Consider the following 26,769-nt stretch of genomic DNA (forward strand, 5'->3'; position numbering starts at 1 on the left):
CCATGTTCCTGTCCAACTTCGCTGTCAAGAAGCCGATCGCCACGATCGTGCTAATCCTGGGCATGATGTGCATGGGCCTGCTGGCCCTGTCCAAGCTGCGCGTCAACCAGAACCCGGACGTCGAAATCCCGGTGATCGTGGTCAGCATCCCGTATCCGGGCGCCTCGCCGGAAACGAGCGAGCGCGAGATCATCGACCGCCTGGAAAAACAGATGCAAAGCGTGCAGGGCGTGACCGAGGTCGAGTCCTACGCGAACGAGGGCAGCGCCACGATGGTGCTGCGCTTCGACTTCGACCGCAACCTGATCGAAGCGTCCGACGACGTGCGCAACGCCATCTCGGCGGTGCGCTACAAGCTGCCGACCGAGATGCGCGAGCCGATCCTGCGCCGCGTCGACCCGGCATCGCAGCCGATCATGAGCCTGGCCCTGTCCTCGAACGGCCAGAGCCATTCCGAGCTGTCGCGCCTGGCCGAGGACGTGCTGGCCGACCGCTTCCGCGCGATCGACGGCGTCGCCACGGTGAACGTCAACGGCGCCCTGCGGCGCGAACTGTCGGTGCTGCTGCGCGCCGAGAAGCTGCGCGAATATAACGTCTCGGTCAGCGAAGTGGCTGCCGCGCTGCGCAACCAGAACACCAACGCGCCGGTGGGCAAGGTGCGCGGCGAGATGGACGAGAAGGGCATCCGCCTGATCGGCCGCATCGAGCGTCCGGAAGACTTTTCGCAGATCGTCGTCAAGCGCAGCGGCGATACCATCGTGCGCCTGAACCAGGTGGCCGAGATCCAGGACGGCTTCGCCGACATCGACAGCGCCTCGATCCACAGCGGCAATCCGAACGTCGGCATCTCGATCGTCCGCGCCCGCGACGCCTCGACCGTGTCGATCGCCAACAAGGTGCGCGAAGAGGTCGCCGCGATCAACAAGGAACTGCCGAAGGGCACCGAACTGACCGTCACCCGTGACGGCGGCCAGGAAGCCCAGAGCAGCCTGAACAACGTGATCGAGGCGCTGGTGTTCGGCGCCGTGCTGACCGTGTTCGTGGTCTACGCCTTCCTCAATTCCTGGCGCTCGACCCTGATCACCGCGCTGTCGCTGCCGACCTCGGTGCTGGCCGCCTTCATCGCGGTCTGGCTGTGCGGCTTCACGCTGAACTTCATGACCCTGCTCGGCCTGTCGCTGGCGATCGGCGTGCTGATCGACGACGCCATCGTGGTGCGGGAAAACATCGTGCGCCACATGGAAGCCGGCAGCGACCGCCGTACCGCGGCCCTGGTCGGCACCGCCGAAATCGGCATGGCGGTGGCCGCGACCACCTTCTCGATCATGGCCGTGTTCATTCCGGTGGCCTTCATGCCGGGCCTCTCGGGCGAATGGTTCCGTCCGTTCGCGCTGACCGTCACCTGCTCGGTGCTGGTGTCGCTGTTCATCTCGTTCACGCTCGACCCGATGCTGTCGGCCTACTGGGGCGACCCGCCGGGCCACCACCATGCGCCCAAAAAAGGCCTGACCAGGGTGCTCGGCCGCTTCAACGACTGGTTCGACGCGCAGGCCGGCCGCTACGGCAACGTGATCGCCTGGGCGCTGCACCACCGCCGCTGGATGGGCTTCATCGCCGTGGCCAGCTTCGCCGGCGCGATTGCGCTGCAGGTGATGTTCGGCGGTACCAGCTTCCTGCCTAAAAACGACGGCAACAAGATCATGATCGAGGTACGCACCCCCGCCTCGTCGAGCCTGCAGTACGCCAAGCTGAAAATGCAGCAGGCCGAAACGCTGGCGCACACGATCCCCGAAGTGCGCGCGACCGACGTCGTGGCGCGCCCGAGCGGCGGCTCGATCTATGTCGAAATCGGCAAACGCAATACCCGCGAGCGCAGCGCCGCCGACATCGCGGCCGACCTGCGCGCCAAGGTGGGGCGCCTGGTCGGCGCCGAGTACGTCGTGCTCGACGACCTCAACGGCGGCGGCAAGCCGGTGCAGATCGAGTTCACGGGCCCCGACTCGCGCAAGCTGATGGAAATCACGTCCGCCTACATGGACAAGCTTCGCCAGGTGCCGGGCGCGGTCGACGTCACGCTGTCGCAGCAGGATCCGAAGAACGAGCTGCAGATCGAGCTCGACCGTGGCCTGGCGAATTCGATGGGCGTCTCGGTCGGCGACGCCGCCACCGCCCTGCGCGTGGCCTTTGCCGGCATCGAAGTCGGCGACTGGGTCGACCCGACCGGCGAAACGCGCGACGTCGCCGTGCGCCTGCATCCGGAAGACCGCGTCGACATCGAGAACATCGAGCGCCTGCCGATCGCGATTGCCGGCACCAGCACCATGGTGCCGCTCGAGCAGATCGCCCGCATCAGCATGGGCAAGGGTCCGTCCGAGATCAAGCACAAGAACGGCCAGCGCGTGATCACCGTCTCGGCCAATGCCCAGGGCCGCTCCAACGGCGAGGTGACGGCCGATGCGATGAAGCTGGCCAAGACCTTCGACTTCCCGCCCGGCTACGGCCTGGCGCTCGGTGGCGCCGGCAAGGACCAGCAGGAACTGTTCGGCGAAATGGCCACGGCCTTGTTGGGCGGCATCGGCCTGATGTACCTGATCCTGGTGATGCAGTTCGGGTCCTTCACGGCGCCGCTGGGCGTCATGATGTCGCTGCCGCTGTCGCTGATCGGCGTGGTGCTGGCGCTGCTGTTTACCGGCGGCACCCTCAACCTGATGAGCTTTATCGGCATCATCATGCTGATGGGCCTGGTGGCGAAGAATGCGATCCTGCTGCTCGACGCCGCCCGTGGGCTGGAAGCGGAAGGGTATGGCCGCGAGGAAGCATTGATGAAGGCGGGCCGCATGCGTCTGCGCCCGATCCTGATGACGACCTTCGCCCTGATCGCCGGCATGCTGCCGGTCGCCCTGGCGCTGGGACCGGACGGCAAGTTCTACCAGCCGCTGGCGGTGGCGATCATCGGCGGCACCATCACCTCGACGGTGCTGACCCTGCTCGTGGTGCCGACCTTCTACGACAGCATCGAGATCGCCCGCGACCGCATGGCGGCGAAGTTCCATCGCCGCGCCGAGCGTTACCATGCGTTGCCGGCCTTCGTGATGACCTTCGTCGAAGCCATCCTCACGCTGACCTTCGTGCGCCTCATCTATCTCGTGATCACGCGTGGCGTCGGTGCCGTCACCGGCCGCGGCCGCACGAAACCGGTGCCGCTGGCGAAAGCGCCGGAGGCGAAGGTAACGGAAGGCGTCTGAGTCCGTCTCCGGTAACAAAACAAGCCCGCGCAAGCGGGCTTTTTCGTTGCTGCGGCCTGTGCCGATCAGCGGCCGGCGTCGGTCTTGGTCGAAGCGGGACCGGTGCCGGTGGTGTCGCCCGTATGGCCGCTTGACTTCGTGCTCAGGCCGCGCGCCTGGCCGGTTTCGGCGCCAGGAGGCGCAGCCACGGTCGCGCCGGCCTGCGGCGAACCGCCGGTGCCGGTGGCGCCGAGGCCGGCCGTGCCCGAACTGCCGTTCGCGCCCGGACCGGCCTTGTCGGGAGCGACCATGTCGACACCGCTGGCGCCGCCGGAGGCACCCAAGCTGGTTTTATCGCTGCTCTCGTTTTCGCCGACGGTGCGCGGGGTGATGTTCGTGTCGTACTCGTTTCCGGACAAGCCCGCGTTGCCGGAATTGGCGGTGCCGCCGCTCGTGCCCGCGGCGGAACCCGCGCCCGATCCCGGCGTCCTGCTTTCGACCGCGGCCGCATCGCCATCGCCGCCGATGCCGGAATCCTTCTTGGTGCAAGCCCCCAGGGTGGCGGCAAGGAAAGCGGCGGTGAGTACGATCTTCGGTAAGGCTGGGATGGTGCGCATGGTGGACTCCTCATTCAATGGCTTGCCGCCGGCTCATCTATCCGGCCGGCGGTGTGGGTGCGAGCTGTGATTGTGTCAGGACTTCCCGTCGTCCACTGTGCGCTGTTTGACACAGTGGCGATGAGCAGGCGTGCGGTGACTGGCGCGGAAGGCGCGGAGTCGCGGGCGGTTCGCCGCCCGCTCCCCCCTACGGGCGCGACCGTGCGAAACGGGGGCCGGGTAGGGTGGAATCCGACTCCACGCGTACAGCCGTAGGGTGGAGTCCCGACTCCACGCGTACAGCCGCGGCGATGACATGTACAGAGAACTGGAACGGAGACCTGGCAGGGAACAACTGGCGGGAGAACAACCGGCAGGAACGTACGGCAGCAACGGCCGCGAAAGGGCAGCGCAGGGAGGAACCGCAGGGAGGAACTATAGGAAGGCGCCGCAGCAGCCCATCAAAGGAAGGCGTGAACCGTCGGAATCACCGGACGCACGCCGAACGCCGGCAGACAAATCTGCCGGCATGCGCAAATGCGGAGCCCTCGTTGTGGGGCTCCGCTTTTGAGCGACAGGGGCCGCTTAGCGGCCAGTGCCCGAGGTACCGGTGGTACCGGTGGTGCCCGAAGTGCCCGAGGTGCCGCTGGTGCCGGTGCCGGTGCCCGACGAATCGGTGCTGCCGGTGGTGCCGCTGGTGCCGGTAGTGCCGGTGGTGCCCGAGGTGCCGCTGGTGCCGCTGGTGCCGGTCGTGCCGGTGGTGCCGGTGGTGCCGGTGGTGCCGGTGGTGTCGCCGGTGGTACCCGTAGCGCCGGTGCCGGTGGTGCCGGTCGCGCCGGTGCCGGTGGTGTCGCCAGTGGTGCCCATGGCGCCGGTGCCGGTGGTGCCGGTTCCGGTTGCGCCGGTGCCGGTATCACCCGTGGTGCCGGTGGTGCCGCTCGTGCCCGACGTCGAGCTCGGCGACGTAGCCGAGGTGTCGCCGGCGGTGCCGGTGCCGGTGGTGTCGTTCTTCTTGCAAGCGCCCAGCATGGAGGCCAGGAGGGCTGCGGTCAGCAGGATCTTTGGTGCTTTGGTCATTGCGCTCATTGTTTAACTCCTCGTTCACGTCTATCTTGTGCCGTAGTCTCCAGGTGAGGCTGCTGGAGGGGTTACGACGCCAGTTCAGCTCCAACCATGAACCTCTTGAAAACGACTGTTTCCGTCCGTGTTCATTGGTGAAGCCCTCAGGGAACCGACGCAACACGCGGCCCCGTATAGTGCACGAATTCAACGTTAAATTTAGACTGCCGACATTACCGCCAGTTCGTCGAATTGTGCTCTTCTTGCTTTATTCCGCGATGCAGCCTGCGGACTTTGATACCGGTCAAACGGACTACCGTTCTTCCCGGCCCACCGGTGTTGCCCGGATGGTCGTTGCGTCGCCCGCCTCGCGGCCGGCGACAGATTCGAGTAGCGCCGGAATTTCGTCCGGGATTTCGCGCGCCAGGTAGCCCAGCACGCCCATGCGGCGCGCAAGGCGCTCGCCGGCGCGCGCATGCAGCGCGACACCCCAGCAGGCGGCCTGTTCGAGCGTGGCGCCGCGCGCGGCGAGGCCGGCGATGATGCCGGCAAGCGTATCGCCCGAGCCGGAAATGGCCAGGCCCACATTGCCGCCTTCGTGTTCCCACAAATCGCCGCCGGGCGAGGCGATCACGGTGCGCGCGCCCTTCAGCGCGACGACCGCGTTCCATTCGGCCGCGGCGGCCAGGGCGCGGGCATCGGGGCCGGACACGATGTCGTTCTTCTCGATGCCGGTCAGGTGCGCCATTTCGCCGCAATGCGGCGTGACGATGACGGGCTGTTCGAAGCGGAAGGCGGCGTCCGGGTTGGCGTCGGGCGGCGCATGCAGCAGCGTGCCCATTGCGCAGGCGTCGAGGACGACGGCCGTGTCGCTGCCCTGCAGGCGCCCGAGCAGGCCGTGCACCAGTGCGGCCGCGGCTGCTTCGTCCTGCATGCCGGGCCCGATCAGGATGGCATTGACGCGGTCGGCCAGCGGATCGAGGCGGGCAATGGCATCGGGCAGGAAACCGCCGGCCTCGGTTTCGGCCAGGCCGATCACGCGCGCCTCCGGCATGCTGGAGGCGACCAGTTGGGCCACGCTGGCGCCGGTGGCGACCGTCAGCTTGCCGGCCCCGGCGCGCAGGGCGGCGGTGGCGGCGAGGATGACCGCCCCGGGCATTTCGCGCGAGCCGCCGAGCACCAGCACGTGGCCGCGTTCTTCCTTGTCGCCTTCCGCGCCCGGCATCGGCAGCGGCCAGTCGCGCAGCAATTCGGTCGTGACGGTATGCATGGCAGGCGCCGTGGTGATGGCATTCATGGGGGCGGCCTCACGCCTTGGGCGCCGTCGGCACGTCTTTGCCGACGGTAACCGGAGTGCCGCTGTCCTCGAGGGGCGCGACGAAATTGACGAGACGTACCACCAGGGCGCCGTGCTTGCCTTCCTCGGCATCGAAGCGGTAAGAGGTGACCGAGCAGTTCGGGACGTCGCCGGCGCGGTCGAAGGCGAGGATGCTCGCTTCGTCGAGGCGCTCGATGAGGTAGCGGAAGCAGTTGACGATGACCTGGTGCGCGACGATCACGACGCGCTCGTTGCAGTAGTCGCGCGAGAGCGTGTCGAGCACGCTGCGCAGGCGCAGGATGACGTCGCACCAGCTCTCGCCGCCGGGCGGGCGGAAGTAGAACTTGCCGACGTGCTGGCGCTGCGCATACAGCTCGGGGTATTTGTGGGCGATGCCGTGCGTGGTCAGGCGGTCGAGGATGCCGAATTCCTTTTCGCGCAGGCGCTCGTCGGCGTTGACCGCGAGCAGCGAATCGCGCTCGAGGCGGCGGATCAGGACCTTCGCCGTTTCGGCCGCGCGGACATAGGGTGAATGCAGCACGACGTTCGGACGTTCGTCCGCGGGCAGGTTGGCGAACCAGGAGGCCAGCGCTTCGGACTGGCGGATGCCGAGCTCGGACAGCGGCACGTCGACGTCGCGCTCGGCGATGTCGATTTCGTGCCCGGCAGCAGCCTCGGCCGCGTCACGCGCGACGTTGCCCGCACTTTGCCCGTGCCTGACCAGCCAGAGTTCCTGTGGCCACTTCTGTTCCATTAGCTGTCCGTCGTAGATGTTGACATGACATCATCATAGACGGATTCGTCAGGGGGTCCGCGCACGATTCCGTGCGCAAACAATCAGCAGTGGCGCGGCTTCAGGTGGCGTGTTCCTCGGCGTCCAGAGTGATTTCCGCGTCGCTATGAAAGACCTGCATATCGGTCTCGCCGAGGATGCGCGAGGTGAGCGTGCCGGCGGTAATCGAACCGCTGACGTTGAGCGCCGTACGGCCCATGTCGATCAGCGGCTCGATCGAAATCAGGAGGCCCGCCAGCGCCACCGGCAGGTCGAGCGCGGAGAGCACGATCAGCGCGGCGAAGGTGGCGCCGCCGCCGACGCCGGCCACGCCGATCGAGCCGAACACGACCACGGCAAGCAGCGGCAGCAGGAAACTGGCCGTCCACGGGTCGATGCCGACGGTCGGCGCGATCATCACGGCCAGCATGGCCGGATAGATGCCGCCGCAGCCGTTCTGGCCGATGTTGGCGCCGAACGAAGCGGCGAAGTTGGCGATGCCCTCGGGCGTGCCCAGGCGCGTGGTCTGGGTCGCCACGCTCATCGGAATCGAGCCGGCGCTGGTGCGCGAGGTGAAGGCGAACACCAGCACCGGGAAAATCTTCTTCACGTAGCGCGCCGGGTGCAGGCCGGCGATGGCAACCAGCGCCAGGTGCACGCAGAACATCAGCAGGATGGCGCTGTAGGAGGCGAGCACGAAGCCGAGCAGGTTGACGATGCTTTGCAGGCTGGAAGCGGCCACCACCTTGGTCATCAGCGCGAACACGCCGTACGGGGTCAGGCGCAGCACTAGCGTCACCATCCGCATCACGATCGTATGGGCGACCTGCACGAAATGGCTGAACGAAGCGAATTCGTTCGGCTTCTTGGCCGCGATGCCGGTGGCGGCGATGCCGACGAACACCGAGAAGAACACCACCGCGATGGTCGAGGTCTTGCGGGCCCCGGTCATGTCGAGGAAGGGGTTGGCCGGAATGAAGGAGAGCAGCAGCGAGGGCAGCGAAATCTCCTGCGCCGTCGACAGCGAGCCCTGCAGGTATTCGCCGCGCGCGACTTCGGCGGCGGAGGCAGTCAGGCCTACGGCAGAGAGGCCGAACAGCTTGGCCATCAGGATGCCGATCACGGCCGCCACCGCGGTGGTGGCGATCAGGATGCCGATGGTCAGCGCGCTGATCTTGCCGAGCGCGGCGGCATCGCGCAGCTTCAGGATGGCGCCGATGATCGAGACCATGATCAGCGGGATGATGATCATCTGTAGCAACTTGACATAGCCGCTGCCCAGCACGTCGAGCCAGGCATTGGTCTGCGCCACCTCGTTCGAGCCCGCGCCGTAGAAGAACTGGAAGGCGGCGCCCAGCAGCACGCCCAGGCCCAGGCCGCTGAAGACGCGCTTCGTGAACGACGCATGCGCCGCCTGCATCCGGTAAAGAAGGAAGCAGCCGAGGAGGGCGGCGGCCAGGTTGATCAGCAGGGGAAGGGTCATGACAGCCTTTTAGGAAACAAGGGTAATACCTAATTTAGTTGCAGCATTTTATAGGCAAACGGGTTGCTCCGCAGGAAGGCAAAGCCGCGGCGCCGGCGGCCGCAGGCGCCGGCGCGCACGGGCACGGCTGCCTGGACGCGCTCGATGCGCCCGGGCGCCGGGCCACCATTCATCGGCCGCGCCAGCTGTGCTCCCCGAGCCGCGCGTTCGCGGGCAGTTCCGGATGGCGGATCACGATCCGGTCGCTCGGGCCATCCGGCAGGTACTGGACCGTCAGGCTGCCGTCGCGCGACGCCAGGACGTTCTCGGCGATGGGTTCCACTTCGCGGCGGTAGTGGCGGTTCAGGTCGAGGTAGAGCCTGTCCTCGACCAGGGCCAGGCGGACGTCGCGGCCGTTTTCGAGCCGGTACTCTCCTGCGATATCGCGTTTCAGGTCCATGGCATCGCCCCGGCTGATCGGGCCGGAGGCGAAGGCGGCCGTGGCAAGGGCGGCCGGAACGAGGGCAAGGCAAAGCAGTGCGCGCATGGTCTTCTCCTTTGTCGACAGTTGGTGGTAACGGAGCCTGCCGAGGTTTGGACCGGGCGCTGTTCGACAATGCTGCGCGTATGTATCAAATTTCTCTGCCACAGGATTTCCTGCCGAATCGCAGCCGGTGCCGGCAGGTGCGCGTCGATGTGGGGAGGGGCGTGCAGGGCGCTTACCTGTGGCGCATGACGCACAGTTGAGCTGCACGATTGGGTATGCGGCCTGCATGGGCCGGGAAGCGCGCTACGCTGTCCGACCCATGGCGGCGCGGTCCCTGCTTTTGCGCGCAATGGTGGGCCATGTACACGACACGGCTGCAATACCTGCGCAACAGCCTGGCCGAACGCTACGGAAACGAGATCCTGTTCGCCGGCTCGGGCGGCATCTTCGAATACGCCGACCGCGCAGCGGCAAGCCGGAACCTGCACCGCAAGTTCCAGGTCTTGCCGAGAAAGCCCGGCACGACCCGCCTGCGCCGCTAGGGCAACGCATCGAAGCCGGTCTACCAACTGAAGCAGGCCGTCAAGCGCATGCTCGGCCACAAGAGCGAGAATGGGTATGACCTGGATGCCTGGACGGTGTACGCCAGGCAGTAAGCGCAGTCGGAGCGGATGGCGGCGCCGGAATGCAAAAAGCCCACGCACCGAAATGCGTGGGCTTCTTACTTATTCGTGGTAGGCCGTGCGGGATTCGAACCTGCGACCAACGGATTAAAAGTCCGCTGCTCTACCAGCTGAGCTAACGACCCGAAAGAAGCAAGATTATAGGGCGCTGCCGCCGTGCTGTCAAACGTGCAGCGCCTGGATGTTGCTGTGAGGCCTTATTTCAGGACGGCCAGGCGGTCTTTTGCCGACTGGGCGGCAGGGGTGCCGGGGAACTTCGAGACCAGGGTCTGCAGCGTCTTCTTGGCTTTCACTTTATCCTTCAGCTCGGCATAGCTGGTGGCGATGTTGAGCATCGCGTCCGGGGCCTTGGCGCTGTTGGCGTAGGTGGTGGTGACGACTTCCTGGGCGGCGATCGCGTTCTTGTAGTCGCGCTGGGCGTAGTAGGCGTTGCCCAGCCAGTATTGGGCGTTCGAGGCGTAGGCCGACTCGGGGTAGCGCCTGACGAAGTCTTGCAGGGCAGCGGCGGCGCGCTTGTAGTCGCCGCTCTGGAATACCTGCATTGCGCTCTCGTAGGCCTGCTTTTCGGACGGCAGCACCTGGGCGGTTTCGCCGTCGATGGTTTCCTGGCGCGGCTCGAGCTTCTTGATGCGCGCGTCGAGGTCGGCGTACAGGGTGCGCTGGCTGTTCTGGGCCTTGGTCACTTCGTTGGCCAGCACTTCGATCTGGCCGCGCAGCTTGGCGATTTCGGCCAGCATCTGCTCCTGGTGATTGAGCATGTCGAGCGTGGCGGTCTTGTCCGATTTGGCGTCGAGACGGGCGGTGAGGTCGCGCGTGATGTTATCCACCTTGGCGCGCAGTTCGAGGATGGCGCGGCGCGCCTCATCGTCGTCCAGCAGACCGGCGGACGCCTGCAGCGGCAGCATCAGCGCCAGCAGCAGGGGGGCAAAGCGGGACGGGGACAATTTCATCATGTCGTACTCTTTCTAAACCGGTGTTCCAGATTGAAAAACGGGGCGGTAGCAGTCTGCACTGCACCCGCCCCGCTGTCAATCAAGCCAGCCTTAAGAACTCTCGTTCAGCTGTCCTGATCAGATTACTGGTAAACGATGTCCGCGCGACGGTTTTCCGCCCAGGCAGCTTCGCCCGAACCGGTTGCCTTCGGCTTTTCTTCGCCCAGCGAGACCGCTTCCATCTGGTTCTCTGCCACGCCCAGCGCTGCCATCGAGCGGCGCACGGCTTCGGCGCGCTTCTGGCCCAGGGCCAGGTTGTACTCGGTGCCGCCGCGATCGTCGGTGTTACCCTGGATCAGGACCTTGCGGCCCTTGTTCTGGTTCAGGTACTGCGAGTGGTTGGCGACGACCGGCTTGCCGTCTTCACGCACGACATAGCTGTCGAAGTCGAAGTAGACGCTGCGGTTGGCCAGCACGCCCTTTGGATCGTTCAGCGGGTCGACGGTTGCGGTTTCGACTGGACGGACGTCGCGGGCGTCGGTAGCGACCGGGGCTTCAGGGGCCTTTTCGACGACTGGCGGCGGGGTGGTCGCGACTGGGGTCTTGCAGGCTGCGAGCAGGGCAGCAGTGGCGATGATGAAACTTACACTCTTAACGTTGCGCATGGTTTTTTCTCCTGGTCTTGGTTGGTGATTTACTTCTTGTGCTTCATTACTTCATGAAGGGACCCCAGCTGGGCTCCCGAATGTTTCCCGCTTTCGTGCTCAAGCGCTGCTTGACCCGTCCATCCACCGATACCACGGCCAGCGAGGCACGCCCGCCGCCTTTGTTCGCGTACATGATGTACTTGCCGTTCGGCGAAAAACTCGGTTCGGAGGCCCCATCGGCCAGGCGCAGCTCCTGGCCGCTGGCCAGGTCTTTCGCGTAAAGGGAGAAACCGCCGTCGCGCTGCGAAATCCAGGCCAGGGTCTTGCCGTCTGGAGAAACACGCGGGCTGATGTTGTAATTGCCGTTGAAGGTGACACGGGTGGCAGGGCCGCCCGAGGCGCTCATCTTGTAGATCTGCGGGCCGCCGCTGCGGTCGCTGGTGAAGTAAATGCTCTGGCCGTCGGCCGAGAACTGCGGCTCGGTATCGATGCCGTTCGAATTCGACAGGCGGCGCAGGCCGGAGCCGTCGGCGTTGACGCTGTAGACCTGGTAGCTGCCCGACTTCGACAGGGCGATGGCGAGCTTGCTGCCGTCCGGCGACCACGAGGGCGCCGAGTTGCTGCCTTTTTCGTTGGCGATCACGCGGCGCTTGCCGGAGACCAGGTCCTGCATGTAGATGACCGGCTTGCGGTCTTCGAAGGACACGTAGGCCACCTTGCCGCCGTCGGGCGACCACGACGGGGAAATGATCGGCTCGCGGCCGCTGACGGCGATGATCTCGTTCTCGCCGTCGGCGTCGGCCACTGCCAGCGCGTACTGGCGACCGGCGCGGTTTTCCTTCACGTAGGCGATCCGGGTCGAGAAGATGCCACGCACGCCGGTCAGCTTTTCATAGACGTCGTCGGCGATGCGGTGCGCCTGCAGGCGGGTGTATTTCGGCTGCACTTCGCCGCCCAGCTGGGACAGCTGGCTGCCCTTGACCGTGTCGTAGAGCTTGTAGCGGACGGCGAAGCGGCCGTCCGGCTGGCGCTGCACGCTGCCGACCACCAGGGCATCGGCGCCGCGCGCCTTCCAGGCGCTCGGGTCGATGCTGGCGCTGTCGCTGATGACCTGGCCGGCGTCGATCACCTTGAACACGCCGCTGCGCTCGAGGTCGGCGCGCACGATGTCCGAGATGTCGGCCGGGGCGATACCTTCGTCGGCAAAAGCGGCGACCGCGACCGGGATCTGGTTGCTGCCGACGCCGGCAATTTCCACTTGTAGCTGGGCATTGGCCGCCGATCCCATCATGAGGGAGGCGGAAAATAACAGGATATGAAGTTTTTTCATGCGTTCTTTTCTCGGCAAAGATTGTTCAGCTGCGATCAGTCCAGGTCTTTCATGGAGAAATTGACCACGAGGTTGCGCTCCACCGTACCATCTTTCTTCTTTGGAAGTGGTGACGATTTGTTAATGCCACGCTCCACCGCTTCATCGAACTGCGGCACGCCGCTGCTCTTGGTCAGGCGCACCGACAGGATTTCGCCGGTCGGCAGTTGCTCGACCTTGAACACGGCTTTCGGATTGCCAGGCACGTCGGTGCTGCCGGTGAAGTTCGTGTTGCTTTTGATGAGGGCGGTCAGCCTGCCGACATAGCCGGCGTCGACCTTCGGTGCGCTCGATTTCTGGGCGTCGCCCGCACTGGCCCCGGCCGCGCCCGTGATGCGCTTGAGCTCGAGGTCGCGCAGCTTGTCGAGCTTGGCCTGTTCGGCAGCCTCGGCCTTCGCCTTGGCGGCCTTTTCGGCGGCCAGCTTCTTCTTGTCGGCTTCCGCCTTCTCGGCGGCGAGCTTTTTCTCCAGCGCCTTCTTTTCGAGTTCTTTCTTTTCGAGTTCTTTCTTTTCGAGTTCTTTCTTCTCGAGCTCCTTCTGCTCGGCGAGTTTCTTCGCCTCTTCCTTCTTCTTCAGCTCGGCCAGCTCGCGTTCGCGCTCTTTCTTTTCCAGCTCGCGCTTTTCGAGCAGCTCGCGCTGCTTCTTCTGTTCCGCGAGCTTCTTTTCGCGTTCCAGGTTGATGTCGGGCGGGGCCGGCTTGACCGGCTCCGGCTCGGCCACTTTGGGCACGGGCGGCGGCGGCACCGGCGTCGGCTCCGGACGCGGCTCCGGCTCCACCACTTCTTGCGGCGGTGGCGGCGGCGGCGGCGGGGCGGCCGACTGCACCTTCATGTCCCATACCTCGGCTTCGACGGCCGGCGGCTCGGTGTTCTGCCAGCTGATGCCGACCCACAGGAACGCCAGCAACGCGGCGTGCACCGCCAGCGCCAGCAGGATGGCGGGCAAGCGGTTCGGTTCGGGCGGCACCGTGTACGGGGCACCGTGGGTAGCTGGCTTGGTTGCGGACATTGCTGATTACTGCGTGGCGAGGCCGACGCGATTAATTCCTAACTTTTTCGATTCGGAAATCAACTCGATGACTTCCGCGTACTTGCTGTCGCGGTCGCCGGAAATCATCACCGGGTAATCCGGATTGTCGCCGTGCAGTTCGCGCAGGCGGGCGAGCAGGGCGGCGCGGTTCGGCATCGACTCCGCGGCGACGGTTTCCTTGCCGGCCACGCCGATCGACAGCGTGGCGTCGGGCTTGACGGTGATGTGGATGTAGGTGTCCGGCGGCAGGGCGGATTTTTCCGCGCTCGGCAGGTTGACCACGTTCGGCGTCTGGTTGGCCGGCACCGCCATGAAGATGATGAGCAGCACCAGCATCACGTCGATGTAGGGCACGACGTTGATTTCGGACTTGAACTTGCTGCGGCGTCCGCCGCGCATGCTGCTGGAAAAGGCCATGATCCGTCCTCCGATCAGCGCGACTGGCGCTGCAGGATGTTCGAGAATTCCTCGACGAAGCTCTCGAAGCGGGTAGCGAGGCGGTCGATGTCGTGGGTGAAGCGGTTGTATGCCACGACTGCCGGAATCGCCGCGAACAGGCCGATGGCGGTGGCGATCAGCGCTTCGGCAATGCCGGGCGCGACGATGGCCAGGGTTGCCTGCTGCACGCTGGCGAGACCGCGGAAGGCGTTCATGATGCCCCAGACCGTGCCCAGCAGGCCGATGTAGGGCGATACCGAACCGACCGAGGCCAGGAAGTTCAGGTGCAGGTCCAGGCCGTCGAGCTCGCGCTGGAAGGCGGCGCGCATGGCACGCCGCGAACCGTCGAGGACGGCGCCCATGTCGAGGGCATCGCGCGAGGCCTGCTTGCCCTTGATGAACTCGCCCATGCCGGCTTCGAAGATGCGTGCCAGCGGGCCGCTTTGCTCGCGCTGGGCGGAGGCGGACTGGTGCAGGGTATGCAGGTTGCCGCCGGCCCAGAAACTGCGTTCGAACTGCTCGGTCTGGCGGCGCGCGGCGCGGATTGCGAAAATCTTGCGGAAGATGTACGACCAGCTTACTACCGACAGCACGAGCAGCAACAGCATGATGAGCTGCACGAGGATGTGCGCGTTGCTGATGAGGGCGAGGAAGGAAAGGTCGTGGGTCGGTGTCATCTGTTGTGCAATATTGTTGAATGGATCAAGCGGCACGCATTTTATCAGCCACATCGCTTGGGAGCGAGCGCGGGCGCACCGTGGCGATATCGACGCAGCCGACCTTGACGCTGGCGGCGGCCAGCAAGCGCTCGCCGCACCAGGCTTGCTGGACGAACTGCACCGAGGCGCGGCCGAGTTTTTCGATCGACAGGGTCAGGGTCAGCTCGTCGTCGAGGCGTGCCGGCGCGTGGTAGTCGATGCTGGCGCTGCGCACCACAAAGGCCACGCCGTCGCGATCGATCAGTTCCTGCTGCCTGACGCCGGCGGCGCGCAGCCATTCGGTGCGCGCGCGCTCGAAAAATTTCAGGTAATTCGCGTAGAACACGATGCCGCCGGCATCCGTGTCCTCGTAGTAGACCCGTACTGCCCAGGTGAAAACGGAAGGCATGTCACTCTGCCAAAAATGATTGTTGGAAACATTTTACGCTATCTGCGTAGCTGTCCGCGAACGAACATCCGGCCGAGGCAGGCAGCCGGATGCCTTGCCCAGCCTTCAGGCAGGCAACAGTAGACGAGAGACAACGCTATCGGGACAATAACTGTAACACTTTCTCACAATTATTGAATCCGCGGCGTACGCTGTGTTGCCGCCGGAAATCGGTGTCCACCTTGCGCACCTCAGGTGCGCTTGATGGCGAACGGCGAGAATCCCTGGCAGGTCGGCATCAGTTCGATGCTGTTGACGTTCACGTGCGGCGGCAGGGTGGCGATCCAGTAGGCGGTCTCGGCGATGTCCTTTGCCGTCAGGGGCGTAGTGCCTTCGTAGATCTTGGCCGCTGCCGCGTCGTTGCCCTTGAGGCGCACGTTCGAGAATTCGGTGCCGCCGCACAGGCCCGGGGCGATGTTGGTGGCGCGCACGCCGGTGCCGATCAGGTCGGCACGCAGGTTCAGGGTGAACTGTTCCACGAAGGCCTTGGTTGCGCCGTAGACGTTACCGCCGGGGTAGGGGTAGTGGCCGGCCACCGAGCCGAGGTTGATCACCAGGCCGCTGCCGCGCTCGACCATCGCCGGCAGCAGGGCGCGCGTCATCGTCACCAGGCCCTGGCAATTGGTTGCGATCATGGTTTCCCAGTCGTCGAGCGGCGCTTCGTGGGCCGGGGCGGTGCCGAGCGCCAGGCCGGCATTGTTGATGAGGACATCGATCTGGCGCCAGGACTGCGGCAGCAGGGCCAGCGCTTCGTCGATCGACGCCTTGCTCGTCACGTCCATTTCGACCGGCAGCGCCGATTCGCCGAGCTCTGCCGCCAGCGCATCGAGGCGTTCCCTGCGGCGCGCGGCCATGACGACCTGGTGGCCGTTGCGGACGAAAGTGCGCGCCATTTCGGCGCCGAAACCGGCCGATGCGCCGGTAATGAAAACGATCATGATGGGGTTCCTCGGTTGGCAGAAGCCCCATGATTGTAGCCGAAACGACCATCTTGCCCGGCCGCTCGGGGCAGTTGCCAGCCTGGCAGGCCTTGCCTTGCTCTAAGCGGACAGTTCACATACAATCCTGAGTCCATTTACCTCTCACGTAACTGGCGAAAACCGCGTCGGATGCGATGCGGAAAAGGTGGAGTCCCACCGGGGAACGTGAGATTTCATCCGCCGTTCGCCTGGGCAGCCGACAATGGTTCGCGTGCATTCGTTGCGTCGCGGCTGGCTGCTTCCTGGCCCTCTTGCCGATCCAACACTGCCGTTGTCCGGTTCTCTTATCGATTGGAGTTTGTTCATGTTTGCAAAAGATCACACGCTGGCCAAGGTTGACCCGGAATTGTGGGGCGCCATTCAGAAAGAAAACACCCGTCAGCAAGATCACATCGAGCTGATCGCGTCCGAGAACTACACCTCGCCGGCCGTGATGGAAGCCCAGGGCTCCCAGCTCACGAACAAGTACGCCGAAGGCTATCCGGGCAAGCGCTACTACGGCGGCTGCGAGTACGTCGACGTCGCCGAGCAACTGGCGATCGACCGCGTCAAGCAGTTGTTTGGCGCCGAAGCGGCCAACGTGCAGCCGAACTCGGGTTCGCAGGCGAACCAGGGCGTGTTCTTCGCCATGCTCAAGCCAGGCGACACCATCATGGGCATGTCGCTGGCCGAAGGCGGCCACCTGACCCACGGCATGGCGCTGAACATGTCCGGTAAATGGTTCAACGTCGTTTCCTACGGCCTGACCGAGCAGGAAGACATCGACTACGAGCAGATGGAGCGCCTGGCGCGCGAGCACAAGCCGAAGATGATCATCGCGGGCGCCTCGGCCTTCGCGCTGAAGATCGACTTCGAGCGCTTCGCCAAGGTCGCCAAGGAAGTCGGCGCCTACTTCATGGTCGACATGGCGCACTACGCCGGCCTGATCGCGGCCGGCGAATACCCGAACCCGGTGCCGTACGCCGACTTCGTCACCTCGACCACCCACAAATCGCTGCGCGGCCCGCGCGGCGGCATCATCCTGATGAAGGCCGAGTTCGAGAAGCAGATCAACTCGGCGATCTTCCCGGGCATCCAGGGCGGCCCGCTGATGCATGTCATCGCCGGCAAGGCCGTCGCCTTCAAGGAAGCGCTGTCGCCGGAATTCAAGGCTTACCAGCAGCAAGTGGTGAAGAACGCGAAGGCGCTGGCCGAGGCCCTGATCGCGCGCGGCCTGCGTATCGTCTCCGGCCGTACCGAGTCGCACGTGATGCTGGTCGACCTGCGCGCCAAGGGCCTGACGGGCAAGGAAGCGGAAGCGATCCTGGGCCAGGCACACATGACCTGCAACAAGAACGGCATCCCGAACGACCCGCAGAAGCCTTTCGTCACCTCGGGCATCCGCCTGGGCAGCCCGGCCTTCACTACCCGCGGTTTCAAGGAAGAAGACGCGACCAAGGTCGGCCACCTGATCGCCGACGTGCTGGACAATCCGCACGACGCCGCGACCATCGAGCGCGTCAAGGCGGAAGTGAAAGTGCTGACCGATAAGTACCCGGTTTATGCTGCCTGAGCGCTGCTTGAGCGCTGCCTGAGCGGGTAGCGCTACCCAGTCGTTGAAATCAAGGTAACACCGCAAGGGATCGGGAACCCGACGAGTCGGGTGCCCGGTCCTTTTTGCTTTATTATTACGCCATGAAATGTCCGTTCTGCCAGCATGAAGACACCCAGGTCCTCGATACACGCGCATCCGAGGAGGGCGACGCCATCCGGCGCCGGCGTCGCTGCGTCCAGTGCGACAAACGCTTCACCACCTATGAACGGGTCGAGTTGTCGATGCCGATCATCGTCAAGAAGAACGGCAGCCGTACCGAATTTGCGTCCAGCAAGCTGCGCGGCAGCCTGATGCTGGCGCTGAGGAAGCGCCCGGTGTCGGCCGAGGCGATCGACGCCGCCGTCGCCTCGATCGAGGAAAAACTGCTCACCAGCGGCCGGCGCGAAGTCGACACCGGCCATGTGGGCGAGCTCGTCATGCAGGAACTCAAGCGCCTCGACGAGATCGCCTATATCCGCTTCGCTTCCGTCTATAAAGACTTCAAGGACCTGGCCGAGTTCCAGCAGGCCCTCGCCGAAGTCGGCCATCCGCAAAAATAAACCGCCGCCCGGCGCACGCTTGAGCCACCGCAGCCTCATCCTTTAGTGCGCTGATAACTTCGCAGCTCGCGCAATCGTGCGCCTGACTGTGGAGGTATCCGTGCCGTGTTCCCGCCTGGCGCCCTGCGCCGGCCTGTCCCTCATCGAAGTGCTGGTCGCGCTGTTCGTGCTGGCCGTCGGCGTGCTCGGCGCGGCCGCCACCCAGGCCGCGAGCAGCAGGCTGCGCCAGCAGGCGGCGCTCGAATCGGACGCGGTGGCGCTGGCCGCCTCGCTGGCGGCGCGCATGCGCGTCAACCCGGCGCAGATGGCCTTGCCCGACGCCGCCAATCCATACCTCCAGCTCGACTACGACGGCGCCGCCGGCGCGCCGGCCGACCCGCCCGTGCACTGCTTCGCCGGCAGCAGCTGCGACAGCGCGCAGCTGGCGCGCTTCGACATCCACGAACTCGAACGCGCGGTCTACACGGGCTTCCCGGGCGGGCGCATCGCGGTCTGCCGCGAGCTCGATGCCGGGCTCGCGCTGTCCGGCTGGGACTGCGCCGGCGGCGCCGCGGCGCCGGTCGTCGTCAAGATCGGCTGGCGCCCGTGGGCCGGCTCCGGCATGCCGCCACGCGCGGCGCTGCCGGTCCTGGTGATGGTGGTAGCCGGATGAACGCGCGCGCGGCGCGCGGCATGAGCCTGGTCGAGCTGCTGGTGGCGCTCGCGGCAAGCCTCGGCGTGCTGCTGGCGGCCGCGCAGCTGCTGGCCGGTGCCAGCCGGGCCCAGGCCGCGCATGCGGACGCGGTCGAGCTCGACGACAGCGGCCGCTATGCGCTCGCACTCGTCGGCCGCGCGCTGCGCCAGGGAAGTCCCGTGGCCTGGGCCCGGCCCGGCCCGGCCTTGCCGGATCCGGCCGCGCCCGCGCCGATCGCGGGGCTCGACGCCCGTACGCTGGGGAAGTCCAGCGCCGGAATCGCTGCCGCGCTGCCCGAGGCCATCCACGGCAGCGATGTGCTGGCCGTGCGCTATCCCGGCGCCGGCCGCGCCCCCGACGGCGACGGCAGCGTGCTCGACTGCGCCGGATTCGCCAGGCACGAAGCCGAGGAAGGCTGGAGCATTTTCTATGTCGCCCGGAATGCCGACGGCGAAGCCGAACTGCGCTGCAAGTACCGCGGCGCCGGCAACTGGAACGCCGACGCCATCGTCAAGGGCGTCGACGGTTTCCAGGTGCTGTACGGGATCGACACCGACACGCCGCGCGACGGCATCCCGAACCGCTACCTGAACGCCAGCGCCGTCGCCGCGCTCGACGCCGACCTTGGAGTGGCGGGCGCCGCCGAGGCCGAACGCAACAAGAAAACCTGGTGGAAGCGCGTCGCCAGCGTGCGGGTCGCGCTCCTGCTGCACGGCGAGCGGCCGTCCCCCGCGGCCGTGCAGCCGGGCGCTTATTTCCTGTTCGGGCCCGCGTATGCCGACGCGCAGGGCGCGGCGGATCCGGGAACGCGCCTCTCTTCAAGCGAGCTGGACGGCGCAAGGCGGGCGCCCGCACGGCGCCTCGTGGAAGCCGTGTTCGCGCTCGGCGCGCCGCGCGACTAGGACGCCGTATGCCTTACTCGCCGCCAGGCCGCCAGCGGGGCGCGGCCCTCGCCACCGTGCTGTTCCTGATGCTCGCCGTCCTCATGATGTCGCTGTCGAGCACGCGCGCCGCGCTGTCGGCGGCGAAGGCGGCCCGTTCGGAGCGCGACCGCCACATCGCGTTCGCCGCAGCCGAGGCGGCGCTGCGCGACGCCGAGCGCGACATCGACGGCGCGGCCGGGCCCACCTCGGCGCGCTCCGCGATCTTCGCCGCCCACGACGCCGGCGCCTTCATGGAACGCTGCACCGGCCGCGCCGAGCGCAGCGGGCTGTGCCGCGCCGAGGCGGCGCAGGGTACTCCCGTCTGGCAGGCGACCGACCTGGCGGGCGAGCGCGCCGTCGAATACGGCCGTTTCAGCGGGCGCGCGCTGCCGACCGGCGCCGGCCTGCTGCCGGCGCGCCTGCCGCGCTACCTGATCGAGCTGCTGCCGGGCAGCCAGCCGCGCTACCGGATCACCGCCATCGGTTTCGGCGCCGATGCCGCCACCGTCGTGGTCCTGCAGGGCTACTACGAGCGTGCATCGGGGCAGGGCGGCACTGCCGGCCGCCGCCTCGGCTGGCGCGAGATCGCCAACTGGCCCGAGCTGCACCGGGCTGCTTCTTGAAACATTTCCTGGTTCCTGACAACGACTTCAACGAGGAGAACACGATGTTGCGCCGCAGCGGTTTTACCCTGGTCGAACTGGTCGTGGTGCTGGCCATCCTGTCGGTGCTGGCGGCGCTCGCCTATCCCGCCTATAGCGCTTATGTGATCAAGGCGCGCCGCGCCGAGGGGCAGGTGGCGCTGATGAACGCCATGCTGCAGCAGGAGCACCACCGCGCGCTGCACCACAGCTATGTGGCTTTCTCGCGCGCGGCACCGGTCGAGGGACTGCCTTGGTGGTCCGGCAGCGATGCGCAGGGCAGCGCCTATGAGCTCGAGGCCGAGGCCTGCCCCGGCAGCGCGCTGCGCGACTGCGTCCAGCTCAGTGCGCGGCCCGGCACCGCGCACGTCGACGCGCGTTTTCGCGACCCCGAATGCGGCACCCTGACGCTGTCGAGCACGGGCGAGCATGGCGCCGGCGGGCGGCGTTGCTGGCCATGAGGCGCCGCCGGCCCGGCTTCACCCTGGTCGAGCTGCTGGCCGTGCTGGCCATCGGCGCGGCGCTGCTGGCCGTCGCCTTGCCCGACCTGAACGCGCTGCTGCGCGCCCAGCAACTGCGCGGCGCCACCAGCGACCTGATCGAGGCGATCGGGCTGGCGCGGGCCCAGGCGATTGCCCGCAACGAGCGCATCCGGCTGGCCCCGCGCGACCCGGCCGGAAGCGACTGGGCGCAGGGCTGGACCGTGTTCGCGGACCGCGACGAGGACGGCGCGGCCGGCCCCGGCGACGAGATCATCGCCGTGCACGGGCCGCTCGCGAGCGGGTTCGCGTTCGACTTCGGCTTCGCCGGCCCTGCGCCGCCGTATTACATCGCCTACAATGGCGCCGGGCGCAGTTGCAGCGACACCAGCAGCGCGGCAGCGCGCCCGGGGACGCTGACGCTGTTTTACGGCGGGGCGATCCGCCGTATTAAAATCAACATGCTGGGCCGGGCGCGTGCCTGCGACCCGGCGCGCGACGACAACTGCGAGGGCGCCGAGGCGCCTTCCTGAGTCGCGTCCCGATGAACGAACATGAGCACGAGCGCGACTTTGCAGATCAAGACCGATACCGACGGCATGGCCCTGGCCCTGGAGTGGGCCGCAAAAGGCATGTATATCACCGCGCCGAATCCGCGCGTGGGCTGCGTGATCGTGCGCGACGGCGAGGTGATCGGCGCCGGCCACACCCAGCCCGCCGGCCAGGCCCATGCCGAGGTCCAGGCGCTGCGCGACGCCGCCGCGCGCGGCCAGGACGTGCGCGGCGCGACCGCCTATGTCACGCTCGAACCCTGCAGCCACTTTGGCCGCACGCCGCCCTGTTCGACCGCGCTGGTCGAGGCCGGCTTGAAACGGGTGGTGGCGGCCATGGGCGACCCCAACCCGCTGGTCGGCGGGCGCGGCATGGCCCAGTTGCAGGCGGCCGGGATCGAGACCGCATCCGGCCTGCTGGCCGATGCCGCGTACGAACTGAACATCGGCTTTTTCTCGCGCATGCAGCGCGGCCGGCCCTGGGTGCGCCTGAAGACCGCGGCCAGCCTGGACGGCATGACGGCGCTCGAGAGCGGCGAGAGCCAGTGGATCACCGGACCCGAGGCCCGCGCCGACGGCCATGCCTGGCGCGCCCGTGCCTGCGCCATCCTGACCGGCATCGGCACCGTCAAGGCGGACGATCCCCAGCTGACCGTGCGCGGGATCGAGATGGGCCCCGCGGCGCGCCAGCCGCGCCGCGTGATCGTCGACAGCCGGCTCGAGATCGACCCCGCCGCGCGCATCCTGCAGGGCGCGCCCTGCTGGATCGTGGCGGCCGTGCCCGACCCCGGCAAGCAGGCCATGCTGCAGGCGCGCGGCCATGAAGTCATCCTGCTGCCGAACGCCGGCGGCAAGGTCGACCTGCCGGCGCTGATGCTTGAACTGGGCCGGCGCGAGATCAACGAAGTGCACGTCGAGGCGGGTTCCAAGCTGAACGCGTCGCTGGTGCGCGAGGGCTGCGTCGACGAGCTGCTGGTCTACCTGGCCCCGAGCCTGGTCGGCGCCGGGCAGGGCATGTTCGCGCTGCCGCCGCTCGCCAGCCTGGCCGACAGGATCGTATTGCGTTTTCACGCCGTGAGCCAGGTCGGCAGCGACCTGCGCATCCTGGCACGCTTCACCACGACAGAATCGAAATAAGGATAAACCGTATGTTTACTGGAATCGTCGCCGCAGTCGGCAAGATCAACTCCGTCTCGCCGCTGGCCGGCAGCGAGGACGCCGGCGTGCGCCTCGAGATCGATGCCGGCGGCCTGCCGCTGGCCGACGTCGTGCTGGGCGACTCGATCGCCATCAACGGCGCCTGCATGACCGTGGTCGCCAAGACCGACAGCAGTTTCGCGGTCGACGTCTCGCGCGAGAGCCTGAGCAAGACCGTGGGCCTGGACGCCGCGGGCGAAGTCAACCTGGAAAAGGCGCTGACGCTGGCCGAGCGCCTGGGCGGCCACCTGGTGTCGGGCCACGTCGACGGCCTGGGCACGGTGCATAGCTTCGAGGCCGTGGGCGAATCGCGCGAGCTCGTCATCGACGCGCCGCACGAGCTGGCGAAATTCCTCGCCTATAAAGGCTCGGTGGTCGTCAACGGCGTCTCGCTGACCGTCAACCGCGTCGAGGACCTGGTGCAGGGCGGCGCGAAGCTGTGCCGTTTTTCGATCAACCTGATCCCGCACACGATCGAGGTCACGACCCTCAAGCACCTGCATGCGGGTTCCAAGGTCAACCTGGAAATCGACCTGATCGCGCGCTACGTCGAGCGCATGCTGTCGGCCGCCAGGGCCTGAACCATGCGCCCGGCGCGGCCCGGCGCGCCTACTCCGCGTTGCTGAAGTAGAGGGAACTGCTGCCGCAGCCGCCGCACTCGCGGTAAAAACGCGTTCCTTCCTTGCGCAGGACTTCCTTGTGGCCGGGCGTGCCGCATCCCAGTTCGGCCGGCGTCGTGCCGCCGCAGCCGGCGCAGCGGAAGTAATAGCCGAAGCGCCCGTGCTGGAGCGCCAGCAGGGCGCTGCCGCAGGCGCCGCAGGCGGCCGGCGCTGCAGCGGGCAAAGCTGGCGCCGGCTCCGCGGCCTGGTCCTCGTCCTGGCATGCGTCGGCCAGCGCGACCGCCTTCGCCGCTGCCGGCGCCGCTGCTGCTGCAGCCGGTGGCGCAGTTGGTGAATTCGCCGGCTGCGCTTCATGCGCGACCCCGAAGCGCGCCATGTAATCGGTGGTGGACGGGCAATGCAGCGCGGCCAGTTTGTTGGCGATGTCGCCGATCGAATCGACCAGGCCGCTGCGCAGCAGGCCGGCCGCGGCGAGCGCCGGCACGCCCTCGAGCGACTTGTTCATTTTTTCGATGAACTGGTCGGCCCGCATGACGCGCGCCGTATCGAAGCGGCGCGGCCGTTCGATGCGCGCATGCGGGGCGACCAGCACCCAGGATTCGATCGGGCAGTCGCCCAGTCCCAGTGTCTCGAGCGTGCGGCGCAGCACCGCCCGGTTGTGTTCGTTGTGCAGCAGCGGCGAGGGCACGGGGTCCCAGCTTTTTGCGGATTCGTTCCAGCGCAGGAACTGGCCCTCGTCGGTGATCTTCACGCCCTGCGAGAACTGCTTGGTGTCGAGCAGGTGGAAGCGGCGCGTGCGCTGGATCAGCAGGTGGTCGATTTGCGCCGCCTTGCCGTCGCCGGCGCCGGAGTCGAGCCGCAGGTCGTGCACGACCGCGGTCCGGGTGGCGTCCTTCAGGTAGGAATCGATCAGCCAGGCCGCGTCGCGCTCGCCCCTGATCCCGGCGCGCATGGTGCGCAGTTGGCGCTCGATCAGCGCGCGCTTGTCGGGACCGGCCAGCGCCAGCATCCGCTGCAGGATCGTGACCACCGCTTCCTTGTTATCGCAGTCCTTGTAAATCATCCTCAACTCCTGCCCAGTTTGAACTTGCAGTCTAGCGGTGCGTCAACTATCTGCCACCGAATTTCATGCATCTAGGCAAGATTACCCATGCTGCATCGATTTTGTTGCGCACCAGACGCATCCGAATCCGCGTAGACTGCCCCTGGCAAAATTAACCATGAGCTGGCCCGCAACGAGGCCGCCGACCAGGAGGAGAACGGATGAGAGTAGTAGATCAAGCATGGGGCCGCGTGGCAGCGGGCGCCGCATTGGCATTACCGCTGGCACTGACCCTGACACCGAGCCCGGCCGCCGCGGGCGCCGAGGCGGCGCAGATGCGCGAATACCGGGCGGTGGCGATCAGTGCCGGCGGCGAGCGGATCGCCGCGATCGAGGCGGTGGATACTGGCACGCCCGGCCGCCGGCCGCACGGGCGTATCGTCGTGCGCGACGCCGCCAGCGGCAAGATCAGCGCCGAATACGATCCCTGCGCCAGCTGTTCCTACGATTTCCCGACCTGGTCGCCCGACCGCGAGGCGCTTGCCTTCATCGCTTCCGACCCGCTGGGCGCGGTCGCGACGCTGTGGGTGGCGCGCGCCGGCAAGACGACGCCGCTCGGGGCCGTGAAAGGCGTGGCCAACACGGCGCGCTGGTCGCCCGACGGCGCCAGCATCGCGCTGCTGGCCACGGTCGGCGCCACCAAGCAGACCGGCGCCGTGGAAGCGGGCGCGCGCCAGGTCGGCGAGATCGGCGTGAGCGACGATGCCCAGCGCATCGCCGTGGTTCCCGCCGCCGGCGGCCAGCTGCGCCTGGTTTCGCCGGCCGACAGCTTTGTCTACGAATACGACTGGACGCCCGACGGCAAGGGCTTCATCGCGACCAGCGCGCAGGGCAATGGCGACAACAACTGGTGGGTGGCCACGCTCGGCCACATCGATGCCGCCAGCGGCGCGCTGCGCATCGTGGCGGCGCCGAAGATGCAGCTCAGCCTGCCGCACGTGTCGCCCGACGGCCGCACGGTCGCGTTCGTCGGCGGCCTGATGAGCGACTTCGGCTCGGTCGGCGGCGACCTCTTCACGGTGCCGCTCGCCGGCGGCGAGCCGGTCAACGTGACGCCCGGCTATGCCGGCTCGTTCAACGGCCTGGCCTGGCAGGGCACGCAACTGCTGGCGTCGAGCCTGCAGGGCGCCGAGATGGCGGTGGTCGCGGTCGACCCCGCGGCCCACACCGCGCGCACCCTGTGGTCGGGCGCGGTCGGGGCGAACGGCTCGCGCGACGGCCGCATCGTCTTCAGCCGCGACGGCAGCAGCGCGGTGTCGGTGATGGAGACCTACGAGACGGCGCCGCGGATTGTCGCCGGACGCCTGCCGGAACTGAGAGCCGTGACCCGCGACAACGAGGGCTTTGCGCCGCAGGTGCTGGCGCGCAGCATCGGCTGGACCAACGAGGGCTTGCGCAGCCAGGGCTGGCTGATCGGACCGCGCGAAGTGCGCCCCGGCAGCAAGCACCCGATGGTGGTGATCGTGCACGGAGGGCCGGCGTCGGCGGCGATGCCGCGCTTCGTGGCCAGCGGCGAATTCGGCTTCCCTCTGGTGCGCGAGCTGGTCGAACGCGGTTATTTCGTGTTCCAGCCCAACCCGCGCGGCAGCTTCGGCCAGGGCCTGGCCTTCACCCAGGCCAACCGGCGCGACTTCGGCGGCGGCGACTGGCGCGACATCCTGGCCGGGGTCGACGCGGCGCTGGCGGTGGCGCCGGTCGACGGCGCGCGCCTGGGACTGATGGGCCATTCCTACGGCGGCTTCATGACCATGTGGGGCGTCACCCACAGCACCCGCTTCAAGGCCGCGGTGGCCGGCGCCGGCATCGCCAACTGGATCAGCTATTACGGCCAGAACGGCATCGACCAGTGGATGGTGCCCTTCTTCGGCGCCACCATGTACGAGGACCCGGCCGTGTACCGCAAGGCGTCGCCGATCGAGTCGATCAGGAACTCGAAAACGCCGACCCTGCTCTACGTGGGCGAGCGCGACGTCGAAACGCCGGCGGTGCAGTCGATGGAGTTCTGGCACGGCCTGCGCGCGATGGGCACGCCGACGACGCTGGTGATCTACGACGGGGAAGGGCACGCGATCCGCAAGCCGGAGCACCAGCTGGACCAGCGCAGGCGGACGGTGGAGTGGTTCGAGCGTTACCTGAAATAACGTAGGGTGGACGGCTCCGCCGTCCACGCGTTCAAATCACGTATGAAAATCCGGTCCGGCCGATCTCGCGCCGGTTGAACGCGTGAGCGGCGAAGCCTGTTTGGCCGGGACACATGGGTGACACTTGTCGGGAGACATAGGTGACACTATGTTGACGATGTTACCCGA

Annotated in this window: 28 protein-coding genes, 1 tRNA gene and 1 riboswitch; of the genes, 12 read left to right on the top strand and 17 right to left on the bottom strand. The window is 66.9% G+C overall.

The annotated features are described in order from the left end of the window. Positions 1 to 2: 2 nt before the first annotated feature. A complete protein-coding gene (locus ACFPAH_RS21685; RefSeq protein ID WP_379749512.1) occupies positions 3 to 3,245 on the top strand; it encodes an efflux RND transporter permease subunit in 3,243 nt (1,080 codons plus the stop codon). A gap of 65 nt (positions 3,246 to 3,310) precedes the next feature. On the opposite strand, the gene ACFPAH_RS21690 is transcribed toward ACFPAH_RS21685, so the two are convergent. The 7 genes from ACFPAH_RS21690 to ACFPAH_RS21720 form a co-directional block, all read right to left on the bottom strand. After that, positions 3,311 to 3,841 (bottom strand): hypothetical protein, encoded by a 531-nt coding sequence (locus tag ACFPAH_RS21690; protein ID WP_379749514.1) that lies wholly within the window; start codon positions 3,839 to 3,841, stop codon positions 3,311 to 3,313. Positions 3,842 to 4,405: 564 nt separating this feature from the next. After that, positions 4,406 to 4,906, bottom strand: coding sequence for a hypothetical protein (locus ACFPAH_RS21695; RefSeq protein WP_379749516.1), 501 nt, complete (start codon positions 4,904 to 4,906; stop codon positions 4,406 to 4,408). A gap of 286 nt (positions 4,907 to 5,192) precedes the next feature. Further along, positions 5,193 to 6,176: an NAD(P)H-hydrate dehydratase gene (locus ACFPAH_RS21700; RefSeq protein ID WP_379749518.1), complete on the bottom strand. Its 984-nt coding sequence runs from the start codon at positions 6,174 to 6,176 to the stop codon at positions 5,193 to 5,195. Positions 6,177 to 6,186: 10 nt separating this feature from the next. Further along, a complete protein-coding gene (locus tag ACFPAH_RS21705) occupies positions 6,187 to 6,951 on the bottom strand; it encodes a histidine phosphatase family protein (protein ID WP_379749520.1) in 765 nt (254 codons plus the stop codon). Positions 6,952 to 7,051: 100 nt separating this feature from the next. After that, positions 7,052 to 8,452 (bottom strand): L-cystine transporter, encoded by a 1,401-nt coding sequence (locus ACFPAH_RS21710; RefSeq protein ID WP_379749522.1) that lies wholly within the window; start codon positions 8,450 to 8,452, stop codon positions 7,052 to 7,054. 29 nt (positions 8,453 to 8,481) lie between these two features. After that, complete coding sequence (locus tag ACFPAH_RS21715) at positions 8,482 to 8,625, bottom strand: hypothetical protein (RefSeq protein WP_379749524.1); 144 nt, start codon at positions 8,623 to 8,625, stop codon at positions 8,482 to 8,484. Further along, the gene (locus ACFPAH_RS21720; RefSeq protein ID WP_379749526.1) at positions 8,622 to 8,978 is read right to left on the bottom strand and encodes a hypothetical protein; all 357 of its coding nucleotides are present in this window, start codon (positions 8,976 to 8,978) and stop codon (positions 8,622 to 8,624) included. The genes ACFPAH_RS21715 and ACFPAH_RS21720 overlap by 4 nt, the downstream gene beginning before the upstream one ends. A 299-nt stretch (positions 8,979 to 9,277) precedes the next feature. On the opposite strand from ACFPAH_RS21720, the gene ACFPAH_RS21725 reads away from it, so the two are divergent. Beyond that, on the top strand, positions 9,278 to 9,460 hold the full coding sequence (locus ACFPAH_RS21725) for a hypothetical protein (protein ID WP_379749528.1): 183 nt from the start codon (positions 9,278 to 9,280) through the stop codon (positions 9,458 to 9,460). A gap of 190 nt (positions 9,461 to 9,650) precedes the next feature. On the opposite strand, the gene ACFPAH_RS21730 is transcribed toward ACFPAH_RS21725, so the two are convergent. The 9 genes from ACFPAH_RS21730 to ACFPAH_RS21770 all read right to left on the bottom strand — a co-directional run bounded on the left by ACFPAH_RS21730 (position 9,651) and on the right by ACFPAH_RS21770 (position 16,099). Beyond that, positions 9,651 to 9,726: transfer RNA gene (locus ACFPAH_RS21730), tRNA-Lys, on the bottom strand. Between the two features lie 72 nt (positions 9,727 to 9,798). Next, complete coding sequence (gene ybgF / locus ACFPAH_RS21735) at positions 9,799 to 10,554, bottom strand: tol-pal system protein YbgF (protein ID WP_379749530.1); 756 nt, start codon at positions 10,552 to 10,554, stop codon at positions 9,799 to 9,801. Positions 10,555 to 10,676: 122 nt separating this feature from the next. Beyond that, complete coding sequence (gene pal, locus ACFPAH_RS21740) at positions 10,677 to 11,198, bottom strand: peptidoglycan-associated lipoprotein Pal (RefSeq protein ID WP_379749532.1); 522 nt, start codon at positions 11,196 to 11,198, stop codon at positions 10,677 to 10,679. Positions 11,199 to 11,244: 46 nt separating this feature from the next. Further along, positions 11,245 to 12,510 (bottom strand): Tol-Pal system beta propeller repeat protein TolB, encoded by a 1,266-nt coding sequence (tolB, locus tag ACFPAH_RS21745; RefSeq protein WP_379749534.1) that lies wholly within the window; start codon positions 12,508 to 12,510, stop codon positions 11,245 to 11,247. Between the two features lie 35 nt (positions 12,511 to 12,545). Next, positions 12,546 to 13,556, bottom strand: coding sequence for a cell envelope integrity protein TolA (gene tolA, locus ACFPAH_RS21750; RefSeq protein ID WP_379749536.1), 1,011 nt, complete (start codon positions 13,554 to 13,556; stop codon positions 12,546 to 12,548). A gap of 6 nt (positions 13,557 to 13,562) precedes the next feature. Further along, positions 13,563 to 13,994 carry a biopolymer transporter ExbD gene (locus ACFPAH_RS21755; RefSeq protein WP_379749538.1) on the bottom strand — a complete coding sequence of 144 codons (432 nt, stop codon included), beginning with the start codon at positions 13,992 to 13,994 and terminating at the stop codon, positions 13,563 to 13,565. Between the two features lie 14 nt (positions 13,995 to 14,008). Next, positions 14,009 to 14,692 (bottom strand): protein TolQ, encoded by a 684-nt coding sequence (gene tolQ / locus ACFPAH_RS21760; protein ID WP_379749540.1) that lies wholly within the window; start codon positions 14,690 to 14,692, stop codon positions 14,009 to 14,011. A gap of 25 nt (positions 14,693 to 14,717) precedes the next feature. Next, entirely contained in the window at positions 14,718 to 15,122 is a 405-nt protein-coding gene (gene ybgC / locus ACFPAH_RS21765) for a tol-pal system-associated acyl-CoA thioesterase (RefSeq protein WP_379749542.1), read from the bottom strand. Positions 15,123 to 15,352: 230 nt separating this feature from the next. Continuing rightward, on the bottom strand, positions 15,353 to 16,099 hold the full coding sequence (locus ACFPAH_RS21770) for an SDR family oxidoreductase (RefSeq protein WP_379749544.1): 747 nt from the start codon (positions 16,097 to 16,099) through the stop codon (positions 15,353 to 15,355). Positions 16,100 to 16,237: 138 nt separating this feature from the next. Continuing rightward, a riboswitch (ZMP/ZTP riboswitch) is annotated at positions 16,238 to 16,342 on the top strand. 103 nt (positions 16,343 to 16,445) lie between these two features. Between ACFPAH_RS21770 and glyA the strand changes: the two genes are divergently transcribed. From glyA to ACFPAH_RS21815, 9 genes are all read left to right on the top strand, one after another. Further along, positions 16,446 to 17,693 carry a serine hydroxymethyltransferase gene (gene glyA, locus ACFPAH_RS21775; protein ID WP_379749546.1) on the top strand — a complete coding sequence of 416 codons (1,248 nt, stop codon included), beginning with the start codon at positions 16,446 to 16,448 and terminating at the stop codon, positions 17,691 to 17,693. 122 nt (positions 17,694 to 17,815) lie between these two features. Beyond that, positions 17,816 to 18,274 (top strand): transcriptional regulator NrdR, encoded by a 459-nt coding sequence (gene nrdR, locus ACFPAH_RS21780; protein ID WP_379749548.1) that lies wholly within the window; start codon positions 17,816 to 17,818, stop codon positions 18,272 to 18,274. Positions 18,275 to 18,374: 100 nt separating this feature from the next. Beyond that, complete coding sequence (gene pilV, locus ACFPAH_RS21785; protein ID WP_379749550.1) at positions 18,375 to 18,926, top strand: type IV pilus modification protein PilV; 552 nt, start codon at positions 18,375 to 18,377, stop codon at positions 18,924 to 18,926. Beyond that, on the top strand, positions 18,923 to 19,849 hold the full coding sequence (locus ACFPAH_RS21790) for a PilW family protein (RefSeq protein ID WP_379749552.1): 927 nt from the start codon (positions 18,923 to 18,925) through the stop codon (positions 19,847 to 19,849). Before pilV ends, ACFPAH_RS21790 begins: the two co-directional genes overlap by 4 nt. An 8-nt stretch (positions 19,850 to 19,857) precedes the next feature. Continuing rightward, positions 19,858 to 20,493, top strand: a complete 636-nt coding sequence (locus tag ACFPAH_RS21795; RefSeq protein WP_379749554.1) for a pilus assembly PilX family protein — start codon at positions 19,858 to 19,860, stop codon at positions 20,491 to 20,493. After that, a complete protein-coding gene (locus ACFPAH_RS21800; RefSeq protein ID WP_379749556.1) occupies positions 20,490 to 20,972 on the top strand; it encodes a type IV pilin protein in 483 nt (160 codons plus the stop codon). The genes ACFPAH_RS21795 and ACFPAH_RS21800 overlap by 4 nt, the downstream gene beginning before the upstream one ends. After that, positions 20,969 to 21,523 (top strand): GspH/FimT family pseudopilin, encoded by a 555-nt coding sequence (locus ACFPAH_RS21805; RefSeq protein WP_379749558.1) that lies wholly within the window; start codon positions 20,969 to 20,971, stop codon positions 21,521 to 21,523. Before ACFPAH_RS21800 ends, ACFPAH_RS21805 begins: the two co-directional genes overlap by 4 nt. Before the next feature lie 21 nt (positions 21,524 to 21,544). Further along, positions 21,545 to 22,678 carry a bifunctional diaminohydroxyphosphoribosylaminopyrimidine deaminase/5-amino-6-(5-phosphoribosylamino)uracil reductase RibD gene (gene ribD / locus ACFPAH_RS21810; protein ID WP_379749560.1) on the top strand — a complete coding sequence of 378 codons (1,134 nt, stop codon included), beginning with the start codon at positions 21,545 to 21,547 and terminating at the stop codon, positions 22,676 to 22,678. Positions 22,679 to 22,689: 11 nt separating this feature from the next. Then, on the top strand, positions 22,690 to 23,319 hold the full coding sequence (locus ACFPAH_RS21815) for a riboflavin synthase (RefSeq protein ID WP_379749562.1): 630 nt from the start codon (positions 22,690 to 22,692) through the stop codon (positions 23,317 to 23,319). A 28-nt stretch (positions 23,320 to 23,347) separates the two neighbouring features. Here ACFPAH_RS21815 and ACFPAH_RS21820 read toward each other — a convergent pair whose 3' ends face one another. After that, positions 23,348 to 24,421, bottom strand: a complete 1,074-nt coding sequence (locus ACFPAH_RS21820; RefSeq protein WP_379749564.1) for a nuclease-related domain-containing protein — start codon at positions 24,419 to 24,421, stop codon at positions 23,348 to 23,350. 200 nt (positions 24,422 to 24,621) lie between these two features. On the opposite strand from ACFPAH_RS21820, the gene ACFPAH_RS21825 reads away from it, so the two are divergent. Continuing rightward, on the top strand, positions 24,622 to 26,601 hold the full coding sequence (locus tag ACFPAH_RS21825) for a S9 family peptidase (RefSeq protein WP_379749566.1): 1,980 nt from the start codon (positions 24,622 to 24,624) through the stop codon (positions 26,599 to 26,601). Positions 26,602 to 26,769: the final 168 nt, after the last annotated feature.

It is taken from the genome of Massilia sp. GCM10023247, assembly GCF_042653325.1.
Taxonomy (GTDB): domain Bacteria; phylum Pseudomonadota; class Gammaproteobacteria; order Burkholderiales; family Burkholderiaceae_D; genus Telluria.

Coding starts and splice junctions, on each gene's coding strand:
- ACFPAH_RS21685 (WP_379749512.1), top strand. CDS start 3: ATGTTCCTGTCCAACTTCGCTGTCAAGAAGCCGATCGCCACGATCGTG.
- ACFPAH_RS21690 (WP_379749514.1), bottom strand. CDS start 3,841: ATGCGCACCATCCCAGCCTTACCGAAGATCGTACTCACCGCCGCTTTC.
- ACFPAH_RS21695 (WP_379749516.1), bottom strand. CDS start 4,906: ATGAGCGCAATGACCAAAGCACCAAAGATCCTGCTGACCGCAGCCCTC.
- ACFPAH_RS21700 (WP_379749518.1), bottom strand. CDS start 6,176: ATGAATGCCATCACCACGGCGCCTGCCATGCATACCGTCACGACCGAA.
- ACFPAH_RS21705 (WP_379749520.1), bottom strand. CDS start 6,951: ATGGAACAGAAGTGGCCACAGGAACTCTGGCTGGTCAGGCACGGGCAA.
- ACFPAH_RS21710 (WP_379749522.1), bottom strand. CDS start 8,452: ATGACCCTTCCCCTGCTGATCAACCTGGCCGCCGCCCTCCTCGGCTGC.
- ACFPAH_RS21715 (WP_379749524.1), bottom strand. CDS start 8,625: ATGAATGGTGGCCCGGCGCCCGGGCGCATCGAGCGCGTCCAGGCAGCC.
- ACFPAH_RS21720 (WP_379749526.1), bottom strand. CDS start 8,978: ATGCGCGCACTGCTTTGCCTTGCCCTCGTTCCGGCCGCCCTTGCCACG.
- ACFPAH_RS21725 (WP_379749528.1), top strand. CDS start 9,278: ATGTACACGACACGGCTGCAATACCTGCGCAACAGCCTGGCCGAACGC.
- ybgF (WP_379749530.1), bottom strand. CDS start 10,554: ATGATGAAATTGTCCCCGTCCCGCTTTGCCCCCCTGCTGCTGGCGCTG.
- pal (WP_379749532.1), bottom strand. CDS start 11,198: ATGCGCAACGTTAAGAGTGTAAGTTTCATCATCGCCACTGCTGCCCTG.
- tolB (WP_379749534.1), bottom strand. CDS start 12,510: ATGAAAAAACTTCATATCCTGTTATTTTCCGCCTCCCTCATGATGGGA.
- tolA (WP_379749536.1), bottom strand. CDS start 13,556: ATGTCCGCAACCAAGCCAGCTACCCACGGTGCCCCGTACACGGTGCCG.
- ACFPAH_RS21755 (WP_379749538.1), bottom strand. CDS start 13,994: ATGGCCTTTTCCAGCAGCATGCGCGGCGGACGCCGCAGCAAGTTCAAG.
- tolQ (WP_379749540.1), bottom strand. CDS start 14,692: ATGACACCGACCCACGACCTTTCCTTCCTCGCCCTCATCAGCAACGCG.
- ybgC (WP_379749542.1), bottom strand. CDS start 15,122: ATGCCTTCCGTTTTCACCTGGGCAGTACGGGTCTACTACGAGGACACG.
- ACFPAH_RS21770 (WP_379749544.1), bottom strand. CDS start 16,099: ATGATCGTTTTCATTACCGGCGCATCGGCCGGTTTCGGCGCCGAAATG.
- glyA (WP_379749546.1), top strand. CDS start 16,446: ATGTTTGCAAAAGATCACACGCTGGCCAAGGTTGACCCGGAATTGTGG.
- nrdR (WP_379749548.1), top strand. CDS start 17,816: ATGAAATGTCCGTTCTGCCAGCATGAAGACACCCAGGTCCTCGATACA.
- ACFPAH_RS21790 (WP_379749552.1), top strand. CDS start 18,923: ATGAACGCGCGCGCGGCGCGCGGCATGAGCCTGGTCGAGCTGCTGGTG.
- ACFPAH_RS21795 (WP_379749554.1), top strand. CDS start 19,858: ATGCCTTACTCGCCGCCAGGCCGCCAGCGGGGCGCGGCCCTCGCCACC.
- ACFPAH_RS21805 (WP_379749558.1), top strand. CDS start 20,969: ATGAGGCGCCGCCGGCCCGGCTTCACCCTGGTCGAGCTGCTGGCCGTG.
- ribD (WP_379749560.1), top strand. CDS start 21,545: ATGAGCACGAGCGCGACTTTGCAGATCAAGACCGATACCGACGGCATG.
- ACFPAH_RS21815 (WP_379749562.1), top strand. CDS start 22,690: ATGTTTACTGGAATCGTCGCCGCAGTCGGCAAGATCAACTCCGTCTCG.
- ACFPAH_RS21820 (WP_379749564.1), bottom strand. CDS start 24,421: ATGATTTACAAGGACTGCGATAACAAGGAAGCGGTGGTCACGATCCTG.
- ACFPAH_RS21825 (WP_379749566.1), top strand. CDS start 24,622: ATGAGAGTAGTAGATCAAGCATGGGGCCGCGTGGCAGCGGGCGCCGCA.